Here is a 25,723-nt window from a genome sequence, read left to right as displayed (position 1 = left end):
CACGATAAGACTCTCTTGAAAATCAGCGTGAGATGATATCGCGAATCACGGGAGGCACAGTGCTGTGCCGAATTTACACCGGTAGTTTTTCGTACGTCTTCAGCACTCTGAAAGTCATATTGCGACCTTCATCGCTCAGGCGCCATGCTGCCCTTCCAGCATAAGCGTCCGTTCGGACGAAGGATATCAAGCCGTGACCATGCTTCTGACGAAGGGCGCGTCGGGTCCTGATGTAGCGCAACTGCGCAAAAAACTCGCATCGGCGTTGAACAGCCACGCCGGTGACTTCCCGGGCCTGGCTTCGGGCAATGCGTTCGATGATCTCACCGACGCGGCGGCCCGAAGCTGGCAGTCAGGCGTCGGGCTTGTCGCCGATGCGATCATCGGTCCCTATTGCCAGAGTGTCTTGGGCATGGTCACGCTTCAGGCCACTGCCGTGCCCCTGACGCTGGACGCTGTGAAGCAGCTTTTCCCGGCGACAAAAGCGTCCAACATCGCGCGCAACCTTCCCTATGTCGCCGCAGCGCTGAATGTCGTCGGGCTGGTGAACCGGGCGATGATCTGTAGCGCGCTGGGAACGATCCGCGCCGAGACAGAAGGTTTCGTCCCGATCTCTGAGTTTCCCTCGCACTTCAACACGACGCCCGGCTCCCCGCCCTTCAGCGCCTACGACGGTCGTAAGTCGCTGGGAAACACGCAGCCCGGTGATGGCGCGCGTTTTCGCGGTCGCGGGTTCGTGCAGTTGACCGGACGCGCCAACTATCACACTTACGCCGCCAAGATCGGCCTGGACATCGAGAGCTTCCCGGACCTGGCCAATGCACCGGAGGTCGCCGCCGTGCTACTGGCGACCTTCCTCAACGATGTCGCCGGCCCGATGCAAGCCGCGTTGGCGGCAAACAAGTTGACGGTCGCGCGCAAGCTCGTCAACGGCGGCACCTACGGACTGGACAAGTTCAGCAGTGTGTTTCGACTGGCTGACACCGTCTGGCCTGTCGCTGCGCGGACTGGCCTCACGGCGCGTGCTCGCAAGGGAACGCCGAGCCAGACCCAGACACCGGTCCGCACCTTGAATGCCAGCAAAGATCCCGTCGACCTCCGCGATCGTTCCTATATGCCACCGCCGCGCAGCCTGCCGGACTGCTCACCGAGCGATGCGGAGATACAAGCGCTCCTGCCCGTCTATAGCCGCGCCGGACTGATTCTCGATCAGGGCTCCGAGGGTGCGTGCACGGGTTTCGGCCTGGCCTGCGTCATCAACTATCTGCGTTGGCGAAAAGCCAATGAGGCCCGAAAGCTGGAGTCGGTCAGTCCGCGGATGCTTTACAACTTTGCGCGGCGGTACGACGAGTATGCAGGCGAGAACTACGATGGATCGAGCTGCCGCGGCGCATTGAAAGGCTGGTTCTACAATGGCGCCTGCCTCGAGAACGACTGGCCTTACGTACCCGGGGATACGCGTCCTCCCAGGTTCGGCTATGCCGACCGTGCCACGGCGAATACGCTTGGTGTCTATTACCGCATCGACGTCGCGACGATTACCGACCTGCAGGCCGCTATCCTCGAAGTCGGGGCCATCTACGTCTCGGCCAACACGCACGCTGGCTGGCAGAACGTACCCCACGTTCGCCACAAGGTCACCGGGCATGACGCCTTGCCCGAGATCGCCTTCGACGGCCATCCCTCGCAGACCGACGGCCACGCGTTCGCACTGGTCGGTTTCAATACCCGTGGTTTCGTCGTGCAGAATTCCTGGGGCACGAGTTGGGGAAGCGGTGGCTTCGGCGTGCTGACGTACGCCGACTGGCTGGCGAACGGCATGGATGCATGGGTCGCGGCAATGGGGGTACGGGGCCTGGTATTCGGCCAGCGCGCGGCAGGCATGACCGGGACCTCAGGTCGCGCAGCCGACCGCTCCGGCGCATGGAATGAGGCGGACGCCTATGAGCACAGCATCGTGCTTGGGAACGATGGACGCGTATCGCGCTACCTCACCCAGGACGAGCTGAGTCGAGGGCTGGTATATCAGGCATGCACGTTACCCGACCAGTGGTTTCGCCAGCAGCCGAAGGGTCCAAAGCGGCTGGTCATCTACGCGCACGGTGGGCTGAACAGCGAGGAAGCCGCGATCAAGCGTGCCGGCGTCATGGGGCAGTACTTCATCGGTAACGGATGCTACCCCCTGTTCATGGTGTGGAAGACAGGCGTGCTCGAGTCGATCGAGGACATCCTCGCCGACAAATTTCGAGGTGCCACGTCACGTGCGGGCGGCATCCGGGAAGCCCTGACCGACGCGACGGATGCGCTGATCGAGACGACCGTGGGTCGTCCGTTGGCCCGCCCGATCTGGAGTGAGATGAAGGACAACGCCGAAGGTGCGAGCCTGCCGACCCGCGGTGTCGATCTGCTGGTGACCGCGCTGCAGAACCTCGAAAAGAGCTGGGGCGACGAACTGGAAATCCACCTGGTCGGTCACTCGGCCGGGGCGATCTTTCTCGGCTGGCTCGTCGATCTGCTGGCAACGCGGGGGCTGGATGCCAAGGCGAAGTCCATCCATCTTTACGCGCCGGCGTGCACCGTCCAATTTGCCAACAGCCACTTCGCGCCTCACGCTGCACTGATGAAGAACATGTTCCTGGACATCCTCTCCGACGAGAATGAGCGCGACGACGACGTGGGTGCCGTGTATCGAAAGTCGCTGCTTTATCTCGTCTCCGACGCGCTCGAACGGGACGTGCGCACACCCATCCTTGGCCTGGCCAATGTCATGGACGTTGCGTACGACCGCTGGGACGGCTCGTCGAGTTCAGGCGAAGCGCTGGGCAACTGGCGCCAGGCCGCGAAGCAGAGTGGCCTGGACAGACGCATCGACCTCACCACCGCGAACAAGGTCAGGACGAGTCTCTCGGGCACGACCATCAGTGCGGCCCATGGCAGCTTCGACAACGACGTCGACGTGGTCGGGCGCACGCTGGAACGAATCACCGATGGAACGCTGGCTTTACCGGTCGACGATCTACGCGGCTTCTGAGAGCCGATCGCTTATCACGAGGGGCTTGCCTCGATGAACTGCCGACGCCACGCCCCTGGCGTCATCCCGATCCGCTCGGTGAACACCCGCCGGAACGCCGAGACGGATTGATAACCCACCGCATCGGCAACGGCCTCCGTGGCGCGGCCGGGGTTCCTCAGATCGTTAGCCGCCAGACTCATCCGGATATCCTGCAGCAGCTCGCTTGCCGAGTGTCCGAGTCCTTCCTGGAAGCGTCGCATGAACGTCGCCCGCGACATGCTGCTCAAGGCGGCCAACTCAGGCAGGGTCCACGCGCGCGCCGGGTCGCTGAACATCGCCGAGATGGCAGGGGCGAGCCGCGGATGTGCCGCCAACGCCAGCAGTCCCGCGGGAGGTGCTTCCGCTTCACTCGACGCCCGCAGCACGATGGCAAAGAGTGCGGCCGACAATGCGTTCAAGAGGGCGTAGCCGCCCAGGCCGCCGTCGAGGCTCTCTTCGCGCATGAGCGACACCAGCCGGCCCAACCGGGCCTTCGCGGATACCTCACCGTGCGTGACGCGCTTTCCCGCACGTACGACGAGCGTCGAGGGCAGGTAGTGGCGGAGCCAACGGTCGTGGGGCGCGGCGATCACGAAGCGGCCGCACAACATTTCAAGTCGCTCGCCCTCACCTTCATTTTCACTTAGCAGCACGTTCAATGCGTCGCGCTCATGCACCGGGCCAGGGGGCAGACCGCTGCCATCGCGCAGGACATGTCCTCCGCCTTGTGGCATCACCACGATATCGCCCGCGGTGAGCGTGACGTGTTCGCCGCCCGTCGGAGGCTCGAGGACAGCCTTGCCGCGAATTACCAGGTGATAGGGCATCTCGCCGGGCGGTGAGTCGACGTAGGTGATGTCCCAGGGCGCGCCATACGAGCACCGAATTTCCAGCCGGCCCGTGACGGATAGCGTGGCGAGGAAACGACTGAGCCAATCGACGTCGTGTGACATACGGCCACCTGATCCTTTTGAGGATAATATCGAATCAATTGGGGCTCGTCGAGGTCATGTTGGGGGCGGAGAATCTCTCCATCCCAACCACCTCCCATGAGGAGCACGCCATGAGCCGAATGATTATCCCCGCCGTCGATACCGCCGCCGGTGCCACCGCCGAGGTTTACAGCCAGGTCCGCAAGATGACTGGCGGACAGGTACCCAACCTCTTCGCTGCCGTAGGTCACCTCGCACCCAACGTCCTGATGGCTTACCTGGCCGCCGAAACCGCGCTGGCTTCCGCTGGATTGGGCAAGAAGGATCTCGAGACGATCAAACTGCTAGTGAGCGCGCAGACCGGCTGTGACTACTGCGTTGCGGCACACACCATGCTCGCAACGATGACCGGCCTGTCGCCCGAGGCCACCCGGGCCATCGGCCACATGGCACCGACCGGTGACATCAAGCGCGATGCACTTATCACCTTCGTTCTCCGTGTCATGCGCGAGAGCGGCACCGTGCCGGCTGACGCGGTCGCGGATATCCGGGCTGCCGGCTATTCGGATGCCCAACTGGTGGCCATCTCCCTGGCTATCTCGCTGACGATGTTCACCAACACGTTCAATCGCATCAATGACACGGACGTGGACTTCCCCGCAGTCGACTGAACGACTTCACATCCAACTCGTCAACTTCGGCAGCTAACGATGAAAACCCAAAACCACGCACTTTCGAGTTCGGCATTCTTCACGTCGGATATCGACTACCACCTGCTTCGCGCCTCGATGGTCATCATTTTTGCCTTCTTCGGTTATCAGAAGTGGTTCGACTACGAGGCGCAAATCCTCATTCCTTACATCGGCAACGGCCCGCTGATCTCCTGGATGTATCCGGCATTCGGCATCCGCGGGGCGAGCACCTTTCTGGGCGTGTCCGAGTGGACCACCGGTATTCTGCTTCTGGCAGGGTTCTGGAACCGAAAGCTTGGCGCGGCGGGTGCGTTGGCTTCCATCGCCACCTTCGTGGGCACAGTTACGATCATTCCGTTCATGCCTCACGGCTGGGCAGAATCAGCCGGTGGCTTCCCGGCAATGGTAGGCAATGTTCCCTTCCTCATGAAGGACGTGGTCTTGCTGGCAGTATCGATCTACCTGTTCAAGCAAGATGTGCTTCGTCTCGCCTCAACCACATTCACGGAGCAGACGAAGTAAGGATCACCGTGATCCGCCCTAGTTAGCGTGATTTACTCTTCGCCTTCCCACGATTGAACGCGACGGCGGTTCTTACTAACGCCGTCAAAGCGTTCCCATCGATCGCATCGCCCTCGAAGACATCGATCGCGCGCCACACCTTGCCGCCGAAGCCGTTGTTGAAAAGCTTGTCCGGATCGGCGAGGGCCGCGCCATGGGCAAAGGTGAGTTTGACTTTTTCCTTGTGCGCGTTACCGACCAGGAGGTTTCCGTCGAGAACCCACACGGGGCTTCCCATCCACTTCCATGCCTCGACGATACCGGGATCCGCCTTCAGGATCGCCTTGCGCAGCCGCGCCAACATCGGACCGCGCCAGTCAGTAAGTCCGGCAATGTATTCGTCAATGCGTAAGGAAGGGCTTTCCTGGTTCACCATGTCTCTCCTGTTGGCTCACGACAGTCAAACAGCGCCGAGCAGAAATCCGACGGCGTCGGTGAGGAAGTGCGCGATCATGTTGGAGGCAAGGTCGCGTCGCCAAAGATACATGACCGTCAACACCAAGCCGCCATAGCCGGCAACGATCAGGTGCGCCCAACCCCAATAGCTCAGATGGGCGTAGGTAAAAGCAATCACCGAAATGAGACCGGCCAACCAGCGCAAACCCGTGATTTCCGTCAGGCGTTCAATCGCAAATCCGCGGTAAAAAAGCTCCTCGTGAACAGCGGCTCGAACAACCACGAAGAACAGCAGGCCGAACGGCTCGTTCTCGGCGGCCGCGTTCTGCGTCGCGTCCGACAGGCCGAACGCCGGGAATACGACGAGGTAAATGACTGCCATGCCGGCGATCATCGCCACGGCTCCGGCTACTCCGAATACCAGGCTTCTTCCCGTTGGCCATGTCAAGCCGATCGACCTTAACGGCCGTCGTTCAACGCGAACGATATAGATGAGAAGAAGAAGCGCGGAGCTCCAGTACACCATCTCCCTGTTTACTTGGGACATCAGCCCCTGGCCCGGGAAAAGCATACCGGCCAGGGGTAACTGGAGCGCAACCATCACCAGCAATGAGCAAAGCATCCACCGGGGTGAGGCACGGAGAAGACGATCAGTCATGGAAGCTTCCTCGGCTACGTTGCGGATGCGACCTGGCTACGGATCAGCAGGACGAACTCGTCGAGTGCCCGGGTAGTTCGTTTGCGATCGCCGGTGCTCATGAGTTCGATGAACAGGCCGTCGAAAACCGCGCCGAACAACGTGACCATCGGGGCATTCTTGTGGCAGTCCGGCAGTGTCTTCCGGATCATCTTCTGCCAATTAACCGCATTGCCCTTGAGATACGGACCGTAGGTTGCGCTGTCCTGTATCACCAGCATGTGCAGCTGGTACAGGAGCTTCAGGTGGACGAAGTTCTCTTCCTGAAGGGCCCAGTCCCAGAACAAACGGAACAGTGGCTCAGACGACTCGGATCGGCTCGCCGCCTCCGACAGGCGTACGAACGACTGCTGCAACCGGTTCTGCATCTCGGCGAGCACCTCCATCAGGAGGTTATCCTTCGTGCCGAAATGGAAAATGAGCAAGCGCGCGCTGGTGCCGATCGCTTCAGCCATGGGGCGCAGCGAGAGATCGGAGATACCTTCCCGCAGCAGGTAACCCAGAAGGTCTTCGAGCAACGTTTCTTTACGGGTGGTCATGTGACGAAGGCTAACTGTAACAGTCGTTACAGTCAACCCCGTCACCGCCCGTCAAGCACCCGATACCAGCTTCAACCCGATCACCCCGCCGAGAATGAGCGCGATGCACAGCAATCTCATGGGCGCCGCCGAATCGCCAAGAAATGCCACGCCGATGATGGCTGTACCCGCCGCGCCGATCCCCGTCCAGACCGCATAACCGGTTCCGACGGGGAGCGTGCGCAGCGAGATCGAAAGAAGGACCACGCTCGACAACCCGGTGACTACCGTCAGCACGGCAGGTAACCACCGCGTAAAGCCCAGCGACGATTTGAGGAAAACAGCGAACGCGATCTCCAGCACGCCCGCCAGGCTGAGTAATGTCCAGGCCATGTCGGTAGTCCTCAGATGTTCTTGGCGGCGGGGGTCGAACGGAAAGCGACCCCGAATCGATTGAAGGCGTTCATCAGGCCGATGGCATAGGTCAGGTCGGCAAGCTCCGCCGCGTTGAATTCGCCGGCAGCCGCTTCGTAGTCCGCGTCGGGTACACCCGTTGCCGACACGTTGGTTACCGTCTCGGCCCACGCCAGTGCCCTTTTCTCACGGGTACTGAATACGTGGCCGGCATCGCTCCACACCGGAACGAGCACGAGCTTCTCCACGTCGAGCCCGGACTTGAGCAGATCGCGCGAATGCATGTCGATGCAGAACGCGCAGCCGTTGATCTGCGATACGCGCAGGTATACCAGGTCGATGAGTTCCTTCGGCAGGCTGCCCTTCAGTACGGTGACGTAGACGCCGCCAAATGCCTTGTAGCCGTCAGGAGAGGCTTTGGAATAATCGATGCGCTGATTCATGGCTGTGCTTCACGTTGGGAGGAGGATGTCATCGTCTTCCCTCTTGGCCCATGTAAGAAGGTCCAAGTATCGTGTTCCGTACTAGGCCATGATGTTGAGCATCCGCTTGCCAAGGGTCTCTGCTTTCGCCTGCGACTCAACATTCGTGAAGTTGACGAGCAATGCGGAGGCACCGTCGCGACGGGCGGTCCAGTCGGTCAGGGCCTCCGCGTACAGGCCGGCGTCAAGCATGCGTTCTACCAGCCGGCGATCGGAGCGCCGGCCCAGCAAGCGCAGGATCAGGTGCATGCCGCCCGGCTGGGAATCCACGCTCAGGTATTTGCCGAGCACGCTCTCGAGGCCGGCCGCTGTTGCGTCACGTCGCTCGCCATAGAGCTTGCGCGTGCGTTGGATGTGCCTTGCGAAGTGGCCCTCCTTGATAAAAGCTGAGACAACAGCTTGCGTCAGCCAGGGGCTTCCACCGGCGAATACCCGGCTGACCTCCTCGAAACGCTCCACCTGCGCCTCGGGAACCACCAGATAGGCAAGGCGGATACTCGGGAAGAGCACCTTGCTGAAGGTCCCTGCGTAAAGCACCCGCCCTTCCCTGTCGAGACTTTTCAATGCCGGCAGAGGCCGGCTGACGTAGCGATACTCGCCGTCGTAGTCGTCCTCGATGATCCACGCCTCGTTGCGCGTAGCCCACTCGAGCAAGGCCCATCGCCGGGCCAGCGACAAGGACACGCACAGCGGGCTTTGATGGGCAGGTGTGACCACGGCAGCACGCGCACGAGGCGCCAATCGCAAGCCTTCGGAAACGATGAGACCTTCGTGATCCACGGGGACCGGAACCGCAGTGACCCGTCGATGGCCGAGCAGGTCACTGGTCGGTGGATAGCCGGGGTCTTCCACCCAGACCTTGTCGCCGGACTTCAACAACGCCTGCGCGATCAACGACAGCGTATGGCGGTAGCCGGAGGTGACAAAGACCTGCGTCGGCGAACACGCGATACCCCGCGACACCTGAAGATACGCCGCGATCTGGGACCGGAGCTCCGGAAGTCCATGCACAGCCGGATGAACCATGTCGGACGGTTGCATCTCGCGCGCGCAGCGAGCGCCCAGCCTTGCCCACACCTTACGCGGAAACGCATCCAGGGCGGGCAGCCCCATCTGGAAGGGCCGTATCGAATCCGGGCGAAACGTGTTCGCGAGCACGCGAGAGGGCGCTGGCGACTTTTCGGGCGTACCGACGGGAGCCCTGGGTTTGAGACCCGGCGTAACGATGGTGCCGGCCTGGCCGCGCGACTGGATGTAACCCTCGGCGACCAGCAGGGAATACGCGGCGTCGATCGTTCCTCTGGCCAGCCCGAGTTCTTCCGCCAGGGCGCGTGCCGACGGGACGCGATCGCCAGGCTTCATGACGCCGCCGATGATCGCATCGCAGAAGCGATCGTAAATCTGCCGGTAATAAGGCGCGCTCGCCTCGGTGTCCAGTGTTCCGATATCGCTGGGTTTGTGGGTAGCCATGGACCAGTTATTTACTCCATTCATGGCTCTTTGGTCTAGGCCACGACAGTCGTAGCATGAACACCATGAAGAAGATCCTACACGTGAGTTGCAGCCCGCGCGGCGAAGCGGCCGAGAGCTATCGCCTTTCCAGCCGGATCGTCGCGTTGCTGCGTGAGCGCGAACCCTCGGCGGACGTCACCCATCGAAACATCGGCGATGGCTCCATCCCGCACGTCGACATGAGCTACGCGATGTCCCAGGCGTCGCTGCATGACGTATCGCAAGAGGGATCCATGGCGCTGTCCGATATCCTTGTCGACGAACTGGAGAGCGCGGACGTCGTGGTGATCGGCACGCCCATGCACAACCTGACCGTACCTTCGACGCTCAAGGCATGGCTCGATCACGTCGTTCGCGCCCGGCGCACCTTCACCATGACCTCGGCCGGAAAGGTCGGCACGCTGCATGACCGGCCGGTCTACATCGCGGTGGCGTCCGGTGGCCGGTTCTCCGGTGAACGCGCACGCCAACCCGACTTCCTGACGCCCTACCTCACGACCATCCTTGCAATGATCGGGCTGCACGACCTCAGGTTCTTTTCCGTCGAGGGGACAGGTGCAGGCACGGAGGCCGTCGCGGCCACCAGGGACGCGACCGAGACGGCCCTGCAAGTGCATTTCTCGATGCCTGACGCTATTTAGCGTCGCCGATTTTCCGATCGAGGAAACTTCGGATCAACGGCACCATTTCATCGGCACGGTCTTCCAGGGCGAAATGCCCCGTCGGAATCAGATGAAACTCGAGGTCCTTGAGGTCGCGTTTATAGGGATGCGCACCGTCGGCCGGGAAGATGAAGTCGCGCTCACCCCAGACGATCAGGGTGGGCGGCTGGTGCTTGCGGAACAGTTCCTGCACAGCCGGGTATAGCGGAAGGTTGGTGCGATAGTCGTACATGACGTCCATCTGCACGTCCGCATTCTTCGGACGATCCAAAAGCGCCTGGTCGTGGATCCAGTTATCCGGCGATACACGGGTCTTGTCGTCGACACCGTCGGTGTACTGGAAAATGGTCGTCTCCAGAGTTACCAGTCCGAGTAGTGCGTCCCTGCTCGCCTTGCTGCCATCGTTCCAGTACGTCTTGATCGGATCCCAGAAGGTCTTCAGGCCTTCGTCGTAAGCGTTTCCGTTCTGGATGACGAGAGCCGTCACGCGTTCCGGTGTCTTCAGGAACAACCGCCAGCCGACCGGTGCGCCGTAGTCCATCACATACATGGCGAATGACGTCACGCTGAGCTGTGCGAGCAGTTTTTCCACGATATCGCCGAAACCATCGAAGGTGTAGGCGTACTTGGCGGGGTCCGGCATGTCGCTTTGGCCGTAACCGGGGTAATCCGGCGCAATGACGTGGTATCGGTCCGCAAGCAGCGGGATCAGGTTGCGAAACATGTGCGACGAGGTGGGGAACCCGTGGAGCAACAGGACCACCGGGCCGTCCGCCGGGCCCGCCTCACGGTAGAAGATCTTCAGCCCATCGATGGTCGCGAACCGGTGGTGCACCACGACGGGGGCGGCGTTCGCTACGGGTTTGACTTGCGCGTTCATAGACACGGATCTCCGAGGTGAACATCACGTATCAGCCTACGGACTCTTCCAGGGGCTGGCTTGTTCGCTCGCGTGTTTTTTGACGATTCGCACAGTGCGGCTTGATGACAACCTCAACCCGACGCACTATGGAAGTCATGTAAGTCCGCTCATCGAGGTGACGGTCATGGCCACGCTGGTCTCCGTGAATGTCGGCTTGCCGAAGGACGTTTCCTGGCAAGGCCAGGTCGTCTACACCAGTGTGTGGAAGGCGCCCGTCACGGGCCGGGTCATGGCGCGCCGGCTCAATATCGACGGCGACGGGCAAGGCGACCTCCAGGGGCATGGCGGGGAACACCGCGCCGTCATGGTTTATCAAGTCGAGTCCTATCGGCACTGGGAGGCGTTTTTCGGCAGACCGCCCATGCCATGGGGTTCGTTTGGCGAGAACCTCACCGTCGATGGCCTGGCCGATAGTGAGGTTTTCATCGGTGACCGCTTTCGCATGGGCGGAGCCCTGCTTGAAGTCACCCAGCCGCGTGTCACCTGTTACCGCGTGGGACTTCGGCTGGAGGAGCCGCGAATGCCTTCGCTACTGGTCTCGCATAAGCGACCCGGATTCTACTGCCGCGTGATTGAAGAGGGATTCATAGGCACCGGCGACGTCATTATGAAAGAGCTCTCGGGCAGCGACGTGAGCGTCGCGGAGATCGACGCCCTGCTCTATCTGACTGACCACCCGCGCGACGCTCTGGAACGCGCGATTCGTGTGCCCGCCCTCAGCAAGGGCTGGCGAGAGTCGCTGGAATCGATGCTTGCCGCTGGCCCCCATGCCCCGGGCAACGCTGGCCTGACCGGATTGCCGAGCGCTGAACCGGCCTGGCGTGGCTTCCGCGACGTCACGGTGCGAGCGATCGTTTCGGAAAGTACCTCGGTCAAGTCCTTCGTACTCGAAGCGGCCGAGGGTCCCGCCCTGCCTCCGGCTCGCGGCGGCCAGTTCATCGTGGTCAGATTGACGCGGCCTCCCCCGCAATTGCCGCTCATACGAAGCTATTCGCTTTCCGACGCGAGTACGCCGGGCCGGTATCGCTTCTCAGTGAAACGGGCGGGTGGCGAGGGAAGCCAATACCTGCATGGCCACATCAACGAAGGCGACCGCCTGAGCATCAGTGCACCGCGCGGGAGCTTCGTTCTCGGGCCCGACCACCATGCACTGGTCTTCTGGAGCGCAGGCATCGGCATCACTCCTGTGCTGGCGATGCTCCGCGAGCTGGCCGGCGATCCGACAACCTACGCAAAGAAGATCTATTGGATTCATGGTTCGCGCAGCGGCGAGGAGAACGCATTCGCCGCCGAAGTGGACGGCTTGCTTCGACAGCTCGGACCCGCGATACGCCTCATTGCATTCAGTCAGCCTGGCGAAGCGGACGGCATCGGTCGCGAGTATGACGTTCGAGGCCGGATCACCCTGGCGACGCTGGATCGGCTCGCTATCCCAGTTGATGCCCATGTCTATCTTTGCGGTCCCATGGCATTCATGGAGGAAGCACGGACCAGCCTTCACGCCGCAGGATTCCCGGATACGAACGTCTCCTCGGAACTCTTCGCCGGCGTCGAAGCGCTCCGTCCCGGGATCGTCCCCACCGCGCCTCGAGCACCCCACCCGCCGGACAATCCCTCAACGGAAGGTGCGCTGGTGACCTTCGTTCGAAGCGGCCTCAGCGTGCATTGGAACGGGCGATACACCAGCCTGTTGGACCTGGCGGAAGCCTGCGATGTTCCGGTCCGGTGGTCCTGCCGCTCGGGCGTCTGTCATAACTGTGAGACGGCCATGATCGACGGGACCGTCTCGTACTTCACGGAGCCGCTTCAACCTCCCGCGACGGGACGCATCCTGATCTGCTGCAGCGCACCGTCGGGTGACATGGAGTTGGATCTCTAAGCGCGCAACGTGGTCATGCGGCTACTCAACCGGCGCCACACCAGCGGGCTCGACTGCACCCGTTTGGAGAACACGCGTGTCATATGGGTCTGATCCGCGAAGCCCGTGGCAAAGGCGATCTCGACGATGGGCATGCGCGTGGTCGACAGCAGTACCTTGGCACGCTCTACGCGCTGTACAAGGAGCCACTGATGGGTCGTCACGCCCGTGGTGTTCTTGAACAGCCGGCTGAAATAACTCGTCGAGAGCCCGCACGCCTCGGCAACGTCCGCCAGACGAATCTTTTCGCCAAGCCGTGCGTGCATGAGTTCCGTCGCTCGCCGGATTTGCCAGGACGCCAGGCACTCGGTGCATCCCTGCTTTCCCGGTTGCAAGCGGGCCTGCTTCCATCCGAGGTGAAGCTGGATGGCGTGTATCAGGTGTTCGAACGTCGCCACGCTTTCCGGGCGATCGTCATCGGCAAGGGTCGCCAGCGCCAGGGACAATTCATGGAGTATGGGGTCGTCGCTCCGCGACATTTCCAGCAACGTCATCAGCTCCACGTCCGGTAGCGATACACGGGAAGCGAGCAGCAGACGGCGGAGCTGGCTGGCGAGCAAGTCGTTGCGCATGCCGCATTCTAGGGACCCCCTTCCCACGGAACCATCCGGCCTCGTAGGAACCAGCCTTCCATTTACTGGAAGGCGTCAAAAAGCGATCCTTCCATAGCGAACCGCGCGCGCAAACGCGGAAGCGAGAAGTCCAGGAACGCAACCAGCTTTCGTGGCAATAGTTGTTGTCCCAGGTAAACCAGATGCACGGGCCAAGGTGGCAGCTCGAACGATGACAAGACCGTCGACAGGCGTCCTTGTTTCATTGGCTCGATCACCTGATACGAGAGCAACCGCGTCAGCCCGACCCCGTCCTCCGCCGCGCGAAGTGCGGCCTCCGCCGTGTTCACCACCAGGCGGGAATGAACAGGCACGGCGCGGCTGTCCGCCCCCTCCTGAAAACGCCAGGCATCCGCACCGGCAAGGTTGTCGAAGGTGACGCAGTCATGGCTGAAGAGGTCGCCCGGCGTTTGCGGCGTGCCTCGCCGCGTGAGATAGCCCGGCGAGGCACACGTCACGCGACGCACGGCGCCGACCTCGGCCGCGATGAGGCCGCTGTCCGGCAGGGGGCCGATCCGTACGGCGAGATCGATCTGCTTCTCGACCAGAGGCTGGATCTGGTCCGACAGATGCATGCGGATGTCGATCTGCGGGTAGGCCTGGAGAAACTCGGCGATAAGCGGGGCCATATGCGTGCGTCCCAGGACGATCGGAGCCGTAATTAACAGGCTGCCCTTGGGCTCGCTGTACGCCCCTGCCGCGGTCAGCTCAGCTTCCTTGAGCTGTTCGAGAATGCGGCGCACAGACGCGACGTAAGCCACGCCGGCGGCGGTCAGCGTCGTCCGCCGGGATGAACGCACCAGAATCTGGGCGCCGATCCGCGTCTCGAGATCCGAGAGATGACGACTCACCGTCGCCAGCGGTATATCCAGTTCACGCGACGCGGCCGACAAGCTTCCCGTTTCGGCGACTTTCAAAAGCAAAGACATCGATTCGAAGCGATCCATACCTGTGCCCGGGCTCGAAACGACTAAAATAGCCGGTCCCGACAAGCGTGTCGTCCCGACCTCGGCTATGGTCTTGTTGAGAGGTACCGCCTGCCCTGCCCCGACATGGAGCTCACCTTGGCTGACCCGAACCGCGCGAAGCTCGCTTCGACATGGCATGCGGGCGAGCGTGCCATGCAGCACCGCGCGGGCGTGGACGATGCCCTGGCTGGCCTGGACGTCCGTCTCTTTCGAAACAACCTCAGCGCGGTCCAACAGGCGTTCTATGCTCGGCTGTCGTATGCCGTTATCGGCAGCGTCGATCGGTCCGGTGACGTCTGGGCGACGATGATCGAGGGGCGCCCGGGGTTTCTGGCAGCGCACGGGGCATTTGCGCTCGACGTCACGTCGGAACGCGACACGGCCGACCCCGCGGATGAGGGACTTGAAGGGGGTGAGGCGGTCGGCATGCTCGGCATCGACCTGTCGATGCGACGCCGTCTTCGGTTGAACGGTCACATCGAACGTGAATCGCACGGAGTATTCAGGCTCGCGATCGAACAGAGTTTCGGTAACTGTCCCAAGTACATCCAGGCACGGGACGCCTCATTCCCCTCGTCAAAGGCCGAATGGCCGCCGGCGTTCGCCGAACAACTGCCCGCTCTGGACGAGCCGGCCCGCGCACTGATCGCGTCGGGCGACACGTTCTTCGTCGCTTCCTATGTCGATCGCGAAGGCGGTGAGCGTCAGGTCGATGTTTCCCACCGCGGGGGACTTCCTGGGTTCATGCGCGTCGAGGCGAATGGGGTCATTACCGTTCCGGAGTTCCCAGGCAACACGTTCTACAACACGCTGGGTAATTTCCTGCTCAATCCCCGGGCTGGATTATGGTGTGCCGACTTCCGGACCGGAGACGTACTCCAGATGACGGGAGATGTTCTTCTGGGTTCCCACGGCACGGCGTCCTTCGCCGAGGCTGAGCAATTCTGGCAGTTCGTTCCCAGGCGCATCGTCCGTCGCCGCAGCGCACTGCGGCAACGGTGGATGCTGTTTGAAGACGGATGGTCGCCGGACTCGCTCGACATGGGTACCTGGGAAGCTACCTGAGCCCGTCGTAGACGATACGGGTAAAGAAATCCGGATCGATCACGAAGTGCCCGTAAACCGCGTCATACGGCGCGGTCGGCTTTGCCGCGACCACTTCGTCACGCGACTTTCCCTGCTTCTTCAGCGCGGACACCTTGTCGCGAACGCCGGCAAGCATGTCGCGAAACTCGCGGAACTGCTTCTTGTTGCCGACGGGGCCGTGGCCCGGGACAAGAACGACATCGTCTTTCAACCGGGCGAGCACGGCATCGTCGGCCTTGATCATGCCGTCGATACCGCCGCCGTTCTCGTTGTCGATGAAGGGATACACGCCGTTCCAGAAGAGATCGCCGAGCGAGGCCACGTTGGCCTCCTTGAAGACGACATACAGGTCGGTATCCGTATGGGCGGGATCGACCAACACGACCTCCACGGTCTGGCCGTCGAAGTGATAGGTCTTGTTGGCCGTTAGCACCTCGGTAGGGATCGCCCGGGCCGGAAGCGCCGGGAAGGTGAAGTCCCAGTCGTCGACGCGTATGGACCTCGAGACGCGCTTCACCGTGCCTGCCGTTGCGATGATCGTCGCGCCGTCGTCGCGAACCCAGGGGTTCCCGTCAGTGTGATCCCAGTGATAGTGGGTATTGATCAGGTATTTGATGGGCGCGTTGCTGATCGCCGCCAGCGCGGCCTCGACACGTGGCCGGGATACCGCGATGCCGGCATCTACCATCAGTTTGCCCTGCTTGCCCGTCAGGACGGTGATGTTTCCGCCGGAGCCCGAAAGCATGCTGAGCGGGCCGCGCAAGAGCGTGGTGTCGATCGGCGTCGTGGCGGCAGCCTTGTTGATCATGATGACCGGACTGACCGGCTTGGTGGGACCCTCTGCCCGGGCCATGCCGACGGTGGCACCGCCGACCGCGGCCAGCGTCACGGCAACGTCGAGAAGAACGTTCTGGAGCCGACTGCGTTTCATGTCGCTGTCTCCCTGATGGCGACGAGGCGGCCGTCGCGGTCCTCCTATTCAGCGCCCGTGTCCGGCCGAATTCTTGTTGAATCCGGCCGGGTTCGTTTACTTCACCCATTCCAGGAGCGGCTGGCCCTTCGGCACGATGTACGTACCGATCTCGGCGGCATTCGTCGTGCCCACATTCTTTGCACTGTGCACGACGCCCTTGGGGACGAACAGGACGTCGCCGGCTTTCAGCGTCACCGGCGGCTTGCCTTCCAGGTCGTACTCGATCGTTCCCTCGACGACGTAGATGATCTCCTCGCCAGGGTGACGGTGTTTCGCGGCGATATGGCCGGGGTCGAGGTCGACCCGCGCCTGGACTTCCTCCCATCCTGGAATGCTCAGGTCGTGCTGTGACAGCTGCGTGCGCTTATCGGCCTGTACGGAGGTGCCCACAAGAAGCGCCGCGATGGCAACCAGGCCGCACATTGTTGATTTAAATCGATGCATGACACTCTCCTTACTGTGCCGGCTTCTTGAAGCGCAGCATGAAGCGGTCGGTCTTGCCCTTGATCGCGGGATCGAAAATCTTGAGCGTGTGATCGTCTGCCGGATTGGCGAGCAGCGTCGCCTCGGCATCGAGCACGAAGCCGGCCTTCTCGACTTCGGCCTTGACCGTCGCCGGGTCGATCCGGTGCAGGTCTTCCGTGTTCTTCAGGCCCGCGCCCGGCGCAGCGGCGTGGTCGACGACCACGAAATAACCACCCGGCTTCAGGAGCTTGAACACGGCCTGGTTGAATCCATCCACGCTCGCTCCGTTCATGAAGCTGTCGTGGAGGTCGTGATAGTTCTCGAAGGTCCAGATGACATCGAATGTATTGAAGGCGGAGGGCGCCGGCTGCTGGGCGATCGGATCCGAGATGGCTTCCACATTCCCGCGTCCGGGTTCGGCGGCTAGCGCTTTTGCCACCGCGACGGGATCCGACTTGAAGCCCGCGATCTCAGCGGGAACGTAGGCATATACCTTGCCCTTGCTGCCCACGACCGGCGAGAACAGCCGGGTCCAGTAGCCAGCGCCCGGCCATACGTCCATGACGACATCCCCGGGTTTCACCCGGGAGAACGCAACCAGGTCCGCAGGGCGACGCACGGCATCCTGCTGGGTGTCCTTCTCGGGCCGATGGGTATTGGCGATGGCGGCGGCGATGGAAGGGGCGGTGGCAGGCGGTGGCGTCTTCGCGACAGCGGCTACCGAGAGCAAGGCGGCGGCGGTCGCCGCGACGTAAAAGGCTGATTTCATACCTGGGCTTCCTGTTGGGTCAGTGGAATCAGGGTTGGAGCGATGCCGAGGTTAGTCCTTTCGCGGAAGCGCCGCAGCCATCGCCCCAACCGTCATGGTGCGCTCAGGTAGACCGGCCTGCATCATGAAAAATTACACCGCCGAATCTCAGATGCTGTCGGCGGTCTTGCTGGCACCGACCACGAGGGCCGTGATCAGCAAGACCACGATCAGCCCGCCCGCGGGTATCGCAGCGGCGAGGTCGCCTACCCGTTCAAGCGGGAGGTGAAGGTCCGCAAACATCGTGAAGTTATCGGGTTTGATACCTATCACGACGGCCAGTGCGAGAACCGCCGAGCCAACGAGAATCCAGCCGCGGCGACGACGATGGCTACGGCGCACGGCCTGGCCCATGACCAGACGGATAAAGGCCTCGCCCTCCAGATGTCGATCATAGGCAAGCAGCTCTTCCAGCGGTGGCAGGCCGGTCATATGCATTCCTCCTCGGATCCTAACAGTCGTGCGAGCTTCTTCTTCGCGCGGTTGATGTGCGATTTGATGGTACCCAACGGGGCCTGCGTGACCTCGGCAATCTCCGCGTGACTCATGCCGCCGGAAACGGACAAGGTCACCATCAGGCGCTCGTCGAGGCTCAGGTGCTTCATGAGTTGCTCCACGAGGATGTCTGACATGACGGTCGGCGCGGGCGATATCGCTTCGGGCATGCTGTCATCACCGACGAATTCGAGGCGGGAACGGTTGGCTACGTAACGGAGGAAGGTCCGGTAGGCGATGGTATGAAGCCAGGTCGATATCCCGGCCTCGCCCCGGAACGACACCAGGCTGGTGAACATCTTGAGGAAGGTCTCCTGTGCGATATCGTCGGCCAGGGCATGATCGCCGGCTGACAAACGCCTCAGGAACTGGCGAATGGGCGACTGGTACCGCCGTACCAGATCGGCAAACGCCCGCTGGTCTCCCGCAAGGAATCGGGAGATCAACTCGCTATCCGTCTTTGGCGTCAACACCGGTGCGGGCTCCTCAGAGGGAGCCTTGTCCTCGCTCCAGCTTCCACACCAGCAGGAAGCCAAGCCCCACGAAGATCGGGAACACCGCGACCGTGGTGAACTCCTGCACCATTCCCGTGATCGGGCCGGCGACTAAGGCCGCCACACCAATCGACATGATGATGATGCCGCGACGCATGTCGGTCTTGCGCGAGGACTTGTTGGTCGCCATTTGCGCGACCAGCTCCGAGGTCAACGGCGCCCCCTTCTCGATGGCGGTCCGTAGGGTCCGTTGCACCTCGAACTGGGTCCAGCTGTTCAGCACCGAAAAGGTGATGAACATGGCCGCGATGCTGAGGAAGCCGATGATGGGAATGTAGATACCGTCCATAAGTAATCCTGTCTCGTTGGATGGCTGGAGTAGCCATGTACCAGTTAGATACAGGCAAGCCAGGTTTTGGATGCATCGGCCCAAGGAATGTTTTGATCCGAGGTTACCCGGGGTGCCTAGGTAGTTCTACGCACGCCCCCTCATGCATTTTCCCGACGCGACAGCCGCCCCTGCATGCGTAGATAGGCATGACACTCATGGAGCGGCAATCATGGCAAAAGCATTCAAGGGCGTCATCAGCGGCATCATCGTCGCCCTTGCGATGACGCCCCTGGCATTCGCCCAGGCAGCACCGCCATCCAGCGAGGCGAACGAAGCGAACAATCCGCTGACGCCCAAGATAACGGTCAGTTTCCAAGACCAATGGGCGCCGCAGCTCTACGACAGCAACGATTACACCAACGCCTTCCTGTTCCGCGGCGTCATCCCGAATGCGGCTTTTGGCACACCGCAACTCTTTCGCTACACGCTGCCTGTCGCAACTGCTCCCACACAGACAGGAACGACCACGTCGATCGGCGACCTGAACCTGATCGACCTGTTTCCCTTCAAGGTCGGTAACACCGAGGTGGCGATAGGGCCCCAGATCACGGCACCGACGGCAAGCAAGGACGAAACCGGCACCGGCAAATGGCAGGGCGGTCTGGCGGCGATCGTCATCGCGCCGCAGAAATGGGGCCTGCTGGGAACGCTGGTGACATGGCAGCAATCGTTCGCAGGGTCCAACCGACGCCTCGACCAGAACAGTCTCGCTTTCCAACCCCTGATTCTCTACAACCTTCCCAAAGGCTGGTACCTGAGATCGACGGCGACCTGGGACTTCGACCTGCGGCGCGGCAACTACGCCATCCCCGTTGGCTTCGGCCTGGGCAAGGTCAAACTGCTCGAGAGCGGCACGACGCTGAATATTTTCCTCGAACCCCAATGGACCGTGTCACGCAGCGGCGCGGGGCAGCCGCAGTTCCAGGTCTTCGCGGGGGTCAACCTGCAGTTCCCGATGAAGCGCTGACGGCGCTAAGCTGCAACGACCTTAGCCACCCGTCCAGGCTCAACCATGATCGACCACATCGGCATTTACGTTCGCGACTTCGAGCGAAGCAAGGCGTTCTACCTGGCTACGCTCAAAGCCATCGGTTATGAGCTGCTTCTGGAAATTCCCGCATCCGTCACCGGGCGTACGGATGTCGCCGGCTTTGGCGAAAATGGCAAGGCCGACTTCTGGATTTACCGGGGCGAGCCGAATCAGCCACCGGTGCACGTGGCCTTCCGCGTCACGACGCAGCACGACGTCCGCGCCTTCCACGAAGCCGCGCTGGACGCGGGTGGTCGGGACAATGGCCCTCCGGGCCCCCGCACGCATTACAGCGCCGGCTACTACGGCGGCTTCATCCTCGATCCGGACGGCCACAACATCGAGGCAGCGTTCCACGCCCCCTAGTTTCAGATGTCGAACAGCATGCTAGACTCCCGCCCCATTGCAAATGCAACCTATTCGCATCTGATTGGCACACACTGACCCCGCCTTTCGAGGTGGGGTCTGGCTGCCATCGAAAACCAAGGGCTCAGCATGCTTTCGTCTCACTCCCGCCGGGCGTCCGCCCTGCGCCTTCGCTTCAGCGCGGCGTCCATCGCCGCGGCCCTCGCGGCCAGCCCGTACGCCGTGCAGGCACAGGAAGCCAAGCCCGCCGTGGCGGACGACGCCGCCACGCTGGACTCCATCCAGGTCGCTGGCAGCTGGCTGGGCACGGGTCTCCAGGACAGTGTGAAGACCTTTGCCGGCGCCCGTACCGTGCTGGACCGCACGCAGATCAGCGGCACCGGCGCGACCAGCATCGGCGATGTCATGCGTCGCATCCCTGGCGTCCAGTCCACCGATAATTCCGGTTCGGCCGGCAGCGCGGTCTCCCTCAGCATCGGTGTGCGTGGCCTGACCGGCCGCTACAGTCCTCGCTCCACCGTGCTGCTCGACGGCATTCCCATGGCGTTCGCGCCCTACGGCCAGCCGCAGCTGTCCGTGGCGCCGGTCAGTTTGAACAACATCGAATCCATCGATGTCGTTCGCGGTGGCGGCGCCGTACGTTATGGGCCACAAAACGTCGGTGGCATCATCAACTTCAATACGCGCGCCATTCCCACCACGCCCGACCTGAGCGGTGACGTCACCGTTCGCGAGAACGCCTACGGCAAGGGTGGCGGCAGCAACCAGCAGTACAGCACCTTCCTCGGTGCCACGATGAATAACGGGCTGGGACTCGCCCTGCTCTACTCCGGCATGACGGGCACGGACTGGCGTCGCGGCAGCGATGAGAAGGTCAACGACGTTGCCCTGAAGTTCCGTTATCCGGTGAGCCCGACCGCCGAGGTGTACGGCAAGCTCTCCTACTACGACGTGAAGTCGCGCACACCCGGCGGCCTGACCGTTGCCCAGTACGATACCGACCCGTTCCAGAACACACGCCCTACCGACTTCTGGACGGGCCACCGTAAGGCCGCGGACGTTGGCTACATCAACACGTTGTCCGACGACAGCGAAGTCGAGGTGCGCGTCTACGATAACGAGAGCTATCGCAGCAGCACCCTTATCAACGCGACCGGCACCCAGCTGGCCGTGCAGCCACGCAATTACAAGGTCTTTGGCATCGAGCCGCGCTACACCCAGCGCTTCGATCTAGGGCCGACGACCAACGACGTGACGGTCGGCTACCGTTACCTTCGTGAGCGCGGCGACGACGGCAGTTACAACCTCAGCACGGCCAACGGCAAGCTCACCGCGCCCACCCGCTTCGATAATTCCACGGATGCCAACGCAGCCTATATCGACGACCGTATTGCCATCGGCAAGTGGCGCATCACGCCGGGCGTCCGCTTCGAGCACATCGATTCCGACCGCGTCGACACGACGCTGGGCCAGCAGTACAGCAGCCTGAACAACAAACCGTTGCCGTCGCTCAACATCTCGTACCTGCTCACGCGGGACCTGACGCTGTTCACCGACTACGGCACGTCATTCGGTCCGGTGCAGAACATCCAGCTCAATTCGCAGTCTGCGACCAATCCGTTGAAGCCGGAACTCGCGCGCACCGCCGAACTCGGTGCGCGCTGGCAGGGACCGCAGCTGCACGCGGAACTGACCGTGTTCAAGATGCGCTTCGACAACCAGATCCTGCAGGTGCCGGGCGTCCAGCCGCCGACCTTCCAGAACATCGGTGCGACCAACCACAAGGGCCTGGAGTCGGCGATCGACTATCAGTTCGCGGAGCAGTCGGCACTGCACGGTCTCGACCTGTACGCGAACTTCACCTATACGAAGGCGATCCAGGAATCGGGCACCACCGCAGGCCTCGATGTACCGTTCTACTCCCGTCGCACCGACACCGCGGGCGCGAAGTACCAGGTAGGTCTATGGACCTTCAACCTGTCCAGCACTCACCAGAGCGGTCAGTTCGCCGATACGGCCAACACCGTCCTGGAGACGCCGGATGCGCGCGTCGGTCGTATCCCGGGCTTCCGCCTGTGGAATGCGCAGGTGAGCTGGCAGATTCCGGCATGGAAAGGCAGCAGCATCGATGCCGGCGTGAACAACCTGGCCGACAAGCGTTTCTATACGCGCAATGTCGACGGCAACGCCGGACGCATGGTCGGCGCGCCACGCACGACCTACGTGCAGTTCCGCGTGGCTATTTAACCGGCACGAACTCAGGGATTTCGGTACTTCGGTCCTTGAGGCAGGCCGCGCACGTCGTGGAGTCAAGTTCGACTTTCACGTAGTGCGTCTTGTCGACGCCAGGGCCCTCACCCTGGCGTCGATAGGTTTCATCAGCCCTCTCCAACTGATGCGACGCCACGGTGGCGCGACCGCCATCGAAGATGCTGGCCAGTTGATCGGGCGTCAGGTCGGGAATGCCGATATCCACCTCGACGGTCTTGAAGCAATCGTGCGCGCTCTGGTCCGTGCAGCGGACCGAATACGTAACCATGCGGAGTCTCCGTGGCGCGGCGGGGAAGTCCGACTTTAAGCCCGCACCGGTTACCGTGGCTATCTACCAAGAGCCATAGTTATCGCGCTTGCAGAAGGCCCTCGGCGAGATGCCGGAAGGCGTCGACGGCGACTCGGTACACCGCCGTATCCCATCTGGACGGCGGTCGGCGTGAATTGGCTTACCCACCGAAGCGGCGCTGCCTCAGGGGCGCAGCTTCGCGCGCATCCCCAATGCGTCCACCGGGCCCACGATGGCCGATACCGATGGGTTGTCCAGTAACGCGACGAGCATCGCCTTAGCCTCGCTGTCACTCCCTCGCGATACCCGTTCGACCAACTCGGCAAGCTTCAACGTGCTCACAGGCGCCGCCTGGGCAACCGGGGCCGGCGCTGCTCTGCGTGGAACGACCTTTGCGGTGGGCGCCGTGGCAGCCGCACCTGGCTGCTGCGTATGCGCCTGCGAGGTCGTGGGCTCGACGGTCAGCACCAACAGGTGGCGGTGGACGGTGCCAATGCCGAGCGAGCCATTCAGCTGGAAATCGACCTCGAGCACCTCGAGCGAATTCTCGCGGCGGCCCACCGTCTGGGTGATCACGTCGCCAACGGACACCTGGGGCTCCGAGGCGCAGGGGAGGCTCACCAGGCCGTCCCTGGCATCCACACGCGCCTTGAAGACCGTCCCGTCGATGGTCACGCGGTCGGGCCACGCCGTTTTGGCATCCATGGGGTCGGCCTTGCAAAGAAAACCATGTTGCCACGGAACATGGCGGCGCATCTGCGACAATAGGGCTGCCCCACCGTCCAACTGGCCCCTCGCGATGAAGAAACCCAAGTCCGCCGCCCCTGCGGTGACGTCCCTGCACCCACGCAATCGCCACACCGGGCGCTATGACTTTGCCGAGCTCTCGCGGCAATTGCCCTTGCTCGCGGCCTATGTCGGCGACAACGGCCACGGTGAGGACAGCATCGATTTCTCGGATCCACACGCCGTTCGGGCGCTGAACCGGGCGCTGTTGAAGTCCCAGTACGGCATCGCTCATTGGGACATCCCACCGGACTATCTGGTGCCACCCATCCCGGGCCGCGCCGACTACGTGCACGGCGTGGCGGATCTGCTGGCCAGTTCCAACGGGGGTCAGATTCCCACCGGGGCCGGCGTTCGTGCGCTGGACATCGGTACGGGTGCGAACCTGATCTACCCGCTCATCGGCAACCGCGAATATGGTTGGCGGTTTACCGCCTCCGAAGTGGACACACACGCGCTGCGTGCCGCCAAAGGCATTGTCGATGGTAACCCGGGCCTAGGAGACGGGATCTTCCTGCGTCGCCAGGAGAACCCGATCCACGTCTTCGAGCAGTTACTACGCCCCGAAGATCGCTTCGACGTCAGCATGTGCAACCCGCCGTTCCATGCCTCCGCCCGCGAAGCCGCGGCAGGCAACATCCGCAAGACACGCAACCTGGACAAGAACGCGCCGCCGCGAACCACCAACCTCAACTTCGGTGGCCAGGGTCGCGAACTGTGGTGCCAGGGCGGTGAGGAACGCTTCATCCGCACGATGATCACCGAAAGCACGAGTTACTCGCGCACGGTGCTCTGGTTCACCACGCTGGTCGCGCGGAGCGAACACCTCAATGAGATCTACCGCGCGCTCACCCACGCGAAGGCGCTCGACGTGCGCACGGTCAACATGGCCCAGGGCAACAAGCAGAGCCGCTTCGTCGCCTGGACCTTCCAGGATGAAGCCTCGCACCGCGCCTGGAACGAAGAGCGCGAAAAGAAGCGGGCAAGCGGTTACTGAGTCCGCTGGCTCGGCGCAGCCCGCGTCACTTCGTCGAGTAGCCAATCCCGAAACGCGGTGACGTGTGTCGCCGCGTCGCTCTCCGGTCGATAGACGACGTAGTACGACAGCGCGACCGGGCATGGCATGTTTTCGAAGGGCCGGACCAGCCGGCCGGCCGCGAGGTCATCGGCGGCCATGACACTTCGGGCAAGCGCCAGACCCTGCCCTTCGGCGGCGGCTTGCAGCACCGCTGCAGAATTGTTGATGCGCAGCCCGTGCTCGCTTGAAATCTCCGGATGACCCGCGGCATCCAGCCATGACCGCCAGGTGGGCAATGCGGGATTGCTGCCCATGGTCAGGTCGTGAATCAAGGTGTATCTGGCGATGTCTGTCGCCACTCGCAGTTCGGGCACCCGGTCGCGCAGGGCGGGCGAACACACGGGAAAGATGTCTTCGTCCATCAGCTTGATCGCCACCAGACCTGGCCAATGCCCCTCGCCATAACGGACGCCCACATCGATGCCGTTGGCGACGAAGTCGATCGGGTGCTGGCTCGTATCCAGACGAAGGTCCACACCAGGATGGCGGCTCTGGAACCGATCGATCCGTGGCAGCAACCATTTCGCGGCAAATGCAGGGCTCACGGTGACGGTGAGGACCGTGCCATGGGCCGCTTCGCGAAGTCGCCCGATGCCTGTAATGAGATGGTCGAATCCCAGGCGAATGTCGGGGAGCGCGCGCATCGCGGCGTCGGTGGGCGTCAACCGCGCTGGGCCTGTGGCCGCGCGGATAAATAGTGGAACGCCGAGCCAGGCCTCCAGCGTGCGCACCTGCTGCCCCACGGCGGCCGCCGTGACGTTGAGCTCAACGCCTGCCGCGGAGAAACTCCGATGCCGTGCGGAGGCTTCGAAAGCCTTGAGCGCGTTGAGGTAGGCCAGCGATTCCATGGGTAC

General features: G+C 62.4%; 29 protein-coding genes. 10 read left to right on the top strand and 19 right to left on the bottom strand.

Annotation, left to right across the window (positions count from 1 at the left end):
- Window positions 1-199: 199 nt before the first annotated feature.
- The gene (locus tag HB634_RS02435) at window positions 200-3,031 is read left to right on the top strand and encodes a C1 family peptidase (protein ID WP_213947730.1); all 2,832 of its coding nucleotides are present in this window, start codon (window positions 200-202) and stop codon (window positions 3,029-3,031) included.
- Window positions 3,032-3,045: 14 nt separating this feature from the next.
- On the opposite strand, the gene HB634_RS02430 is transcribed toward HB634_RS02435, so the two are convergent.
- Window positions 3,046-4,005, bottom strand: a complete 960-nt coding sequence (locus HB634_RS02430; protein WP_213947381.1) for an AraC family transcriptional regulator — start codon at window positions 4,003-4,005, stop codon at window positions 3,046-3,048.
- A gap of 110 nt (window positions 4,006-4,115) precedes the next feature.
- Between HB634_RS02430 and HB634_RS02425 the strand changes: the two genes are divergently transcribed.
- Together HB634_RS02425 and HB634_RS02420 are read left to right on the top strand one after the other, a co-directional pair.
- Complete coding sequence (locus HB634_RS02425) at window positions 4,116-4,655, top strand: carboxymuconolactone decarboxylase family protein (RefSeq protein WP_063572113.1); 540 nt, start codon at window positions 4,116-4,118, stop codon at window positions 4,653-4,655.
- A 39-nt stretch (window positions 4,656-4,694) separates the two neighbouring features.
- Entirely contained in the window at window positions 4,695-5,198 is a 504-nt protein-coding gene (locus HB634_RS02420) for a DUF417 family protein (RefSeq protein ID WP_213947380.1), read from the top strand.
- A gap of 22 nt (window positions 5,199-5,220) precedes the next feature.
- On the opposite strand, the gene HB634_RS02415 is transcribed toward HB634_RS02420, so the two are convergent.
- The 6 genes from HB634_RS02415 to HB634_RS02390 form a co-directional block, all read right to left on the bottom strand.
- A complete protein-coding gene (locus tag HB634_RS02415) occupies window positions 5,221-5,613 on the bottom strand; it encodes a DUF1801 domain-containing protein (protein ID WP_213947379.1) in 393 nt (130 codons plus the stop codon).
- Window positions 5,614-5,637: 24 nt separating this feature from the next.
- Window positions 5,638-6,291, bottom strand: a complete 654-nt coding sequence (locus HB634_RS02410; RefSeq protein WP_213947378.1) for a type II CAAX endopeptidase family protein — start codon at window positions 6,289-6,291, stop codon at window positions 5,638-5,640.
- A gap of 14 nt (window positions 6,292-6,305) precedes the next feature.
- A complete protein-coding gene (locus HB634_RS02405; RefSeq protein WP_213947376.1) occupies window positions 6,306-6,869 on the bottom strand; it encodes a TetR family transcriptional regulator in 564 nt (187 codons plus the stop codon).
- 51 nt (window positions 6,870-6,920) lie between these two features.
- Complete coding sequence (locus HB634_RS02400; protein WP_213947375.1) at window positions 6,921-7,241, bottom strand: multidrug efflux SMR transporter; 321 nt, start codon at window positions 7,239-7,241, stop codon at window positions 6,921-6,923.
- 11 nt (window positions 7,242-7,252) lie between these two features.
- Entirely contained in the window at window positions 7,253-7,705 is a 453-nt protein-coding gene (locus HB634_RS02395; protein WP_063574236.1) for a carboxymuconolactone decarboxylase family protein, read from the bottom strand.
- Between the two features lie 81 nt (window positions 7,706-7,786).
- A complete protein-coding gene (locus HB634_RS02390; protein ID WP_213947374.1) occupies window positions 7,787-9,214 on the bottom strand; it encodes a PLP-dependent aminotransferase family protein in 1,428 nt (475 codons plus the stop codon).
- Window positions 9,215-9,279: 65 nt separating this feature from the next.
- Here HB634_RS02390 and HB634_RS02385 point away from each other — a divergent pair, with 65 nt between their 5' ends.
- Window positions 9,280-9,897, top strand: a complete 618-nt coding sequence (locus HB634_RS02385; RefSeq protein WP_213947373.1) for an NAD(P)H-dependent oxidoreductase — start codon at window positions 9,280-9,282, stop codon at window positions 9,895-9,897.
- On the opposite strand, the gene HB634_RS02380 is transcribed toward HB634_RS02385, so the two are convergent.
- Complete coding sequence (locus tag HB634_RS02380; RefSeq protein WP_213947372.1) at window positions 9,890-10,798, bottom strand: alpha/beta hydrolase; 909 nt, start codon at window positions 10,796-10,798, stop codon at window positions 9,890-9,892. The two genes, HB634_RS02385 and HB634_RS02380, sit on opposite strands and share 8 nt — an antisense overlap.
- Window positions 10,799-10,892: 94 nt before the next feature.
- On the opposite strand from HB634_RS02380, the gene HB634_RS02375 reads away from it, so the two are divergent.
- The gene (locus HB634_RS02375; RefSeq protein ID WP_213947371.1) at window positions 10,893-12,719 is read left to right on the top strand and encodes an MOSC and FAD-binding oxidoreductase domain-containing protein; all 1,827 of its coding nucleotides are present in this window, start codon (window positions 10,893-10,895) and stop codon (window positions 12,717-12,719) included.
- Here the strand turns inward: HB634_RS02375 and HB634_RS02370 are convergent.
- Both HB634_RS02370 and HB634_RS02365 read right to left on the bottom strand, forming a co-directional pair.
- Window positions 12,716-13,330, bottom strand: coding sequence for an AraC family transcriptional regulator (locus HB634_RS02370; RefSeq protein ID WP_213947370.1), 615 nt, complete (start codon window positions 13,328-13,330; stop codon window positions 12,716-12,718). The genes HB634_RS02375 and HB634_RS02370 overlap by 4 nt on opposite strands.
- A gap of 62 nt (window positions 13,331-13,392) precedes the next feature.
- Window positions 13,393-14,316, bottom strand: a complete 924-nt coding sequence (locus tag HB634_RS02365) for a LysR family transcriptional regulator (protein WP_255548321.1) — start codon at window positions 14,314-14,316, stop codon at window positions 13,393-13,395.
- A gap of 117 nt (window positions 14,317-14,433) precedes the next feature.
- On the opposite strand from HB634_RS02365, the gene HB634_RS02360 reads away from it, so the two are divergent.
- Window positions 14,434-15,402, top strand: a complete 969-nt coding sequence (locus HB634_RS02360; protein ID WP_213947369.1) for a pyridoxamine 5'-phosphate oxidase family protein — start codon at window positions 14,434-14,436, stop codon at window positions 15,400-15,402.
- Here the strand turns inward: HB634_RS02360 and HB634_RS02355 are convergent.
- The 6 genes from HB634_RS02355 to HB634_RS02330 all read right to left on the bottom strand — a co-directional run bounded on the left by HB634_RS02355 (window position 15,395) and on the right by HB634_RS02330 (window position 19,007).
- Window positions 15,395-16,354: an MBL fold metallo-hydrolase gene (locus HB634_RS02355; RefSeq protein ID WP_213947368.1), complete on the bottom strand. Its 960-nt coding sequence runs from the start codon at window positions 16,352-16,354 to the stop codon at window positions 15,395-15,397. The two genes, HB634_RS02360 and HB634_RS02355, sit on opposite strands and share 8 nt — an antisense overlap.
- A 96-nt stretch (window positions 16,355-16,450) precedes the next feature.
- Window positions 16,451-16,840, bottom strand: coding sequence for a cupin domain-containing protein (locus HB634_RS02350; protein ID WP_197478481.1), 390 nt, complete (start codon window positions 16,838-16,840; stop codon window positions 16,451-16,453).
- 10 nt (window positions 16,841-16,850) lie between these two features.
- Window positions 16,851-17,630 (bottom strand): methyltransferase, encoded by a 780-nt coding sequence (locus tag HB634_RS02345; protein ID WP_255548320.1) that lies wholly within the window; start codon window positions 17,628-17,630, stop codon window positions 16,851-16,853.
- Window positions 17,631-17,777: 147 nt separating this feature from the next.
- A complete protein-coding gene (locus HB634_RS02340; RefSeq protein WP_213947367.1) occupies window positions 17,778-18,101 on the bottom strand; it encodes a hypothetical protein in 324 nt (107 codons plus the stop codon).
- On the bottom strand, window positions 18,098-18,637 hold the full coding sequence (locus HB634_RS02335; protein WP_213947366.1) for a sigma-70 family RNA polymerase sigma factor: 540 nt from the start codon (window positions 18,635-18,637) through the stop codon (window positions 18,098-18,100). Before HB634_RS02335 ends, HB634_RS02340 begins: the two co-directional genes overlap by 4 nt.
- Before the next feature lie 13 nt (window positions 18,638-18,650).
- Window positions 18,651-19,007: a DUF6249 domain-containing protein gene (locus HB634_RS02330; protein WP_213947365.1), complete on the bottom strand. Its 357-nt coding sequence runs from the start codon at window positions 19,005-19,007 to the stop codon at window positions 18,651-18,653.
- Window positions 19,008-19,218: 211 nt separating this feature from the next.
- On the opposite strand from HB634_RS02330, the gene HB634_RS02325 reads away from it, so the two are divergent.
- The 3 genes from HB634_RS02325 to HB634_RS02315 all read left to right on the top strand — a co-directional run bounded on the left by HB634_RS02325 (window position 19,219) and on the right by HB634_RS02315 (window position 22,692).
- Window positions 19,219-20,016 carry a hypothetical protein gene (locus HB634_RS02325; protein WP_213947364.1) on the top strand — a complete coding sequence of 266 codons (798 nt, stop codon included), beginning with the start codon at window positions 19,219-19,221 and terminating at the stop codon, window positions 20,014-20,016.
- 45 nt (window positions 20,017-20,061) lie between these two features.
- A complete protein-coding gene (locus tag HB634_RS02320; protein ID WP_063573140.1) occupies window positions 20,062-20,445 on the top strand; it encodes a VOC family protein in 384 nt (127 codons plus the stop codon).
- A gap of 129 nt (window positions 20,446-20,574) precedes the next feature.
- A complete protein-coding gene (locus tag HB634_RS02315; protein ID WP_213947363.1) occupies window positions 20,575-22,692 on the top strand; it encodes a TonB-dependent siderophore receptor in 2,118 nt (705 codons plus the stop codon).
- Here HB634_RS02315 and HB634_RS02310 read toward each other — a convergent pair.
- Entirely contained in the window at window positions 22,685-22,984 is a 300-nt protein-coding gene (locus tag HB634_RS02310) for a hypothetical protein (RefSeq protein ID WP_063573139.1), read from the bottom strand. The genes HB634_RS02315 and HB634_RS02310 overlap by 8 nt on opposite strands.
- Window positions 22,985-23,188: 204 nt before the next feature.
- Window positions 23,189-23,710 carry a hypothetical protein gene (locus HB634_RS02305; protein ID WP_213947362.1) on the bottom strand — a complete coding sequence of 174 codons (522 nt, stop codon included), beginning with the start codon at window positions 23,708-23,710 and terminating at the stop codon, window positions 23,189-23,191.
- Window positions 23,711-23,804: 94 nt separating this feature from the next.
- Here HB634_RS02305 and rlmF point away from each other — a divergent pair, with 94 nt between their 5' ends.
- On the top strand, window positions 23,805-24,788 hold the full coding sequence (gene rlmF / locus HB634_RS02300) for a 23S rRNA (adenine(1618)-N(6))-methyltransferase RlmF (protein ID WP_063573872.1): 984 nt from the start codon (window positions 23,805-23,807) through the stop codon (window positions 24,786-24,788).
- Here rlmF and gcvA read toward each other — a convergent pair.
- On the bottom strand, window positions 24,782-25,717 hold the full coding sequence (gcvA, locus tag HB634_RS02295) for a transcriptional regulator GcvA (protein WP_213947361.1): 936 nt from the start codon (window positions 25,715-25,717) through the stop codon (window positions 24,782-24,784). The genes rlmF and gcvA overlap by 7 nt on opposite strands.
- Window positions 25,718-25,723 lie beyond the last annotated feature (6 nt).

Source organism: Luteibacter sp. dw_328, from assembly GCF_018449605.1.
Taxonomy (GTDB): domain Bacteria; phylum Pseudomonadota; class Gammaproteobacteria; order Xanthomonadales; family Rhodanobacteraceae; genus Luteibacter.
Note: the sequence above shows the minus strand (reverse complement) of the source record. Positions and strands in the feature narration are given on the sequence as shown.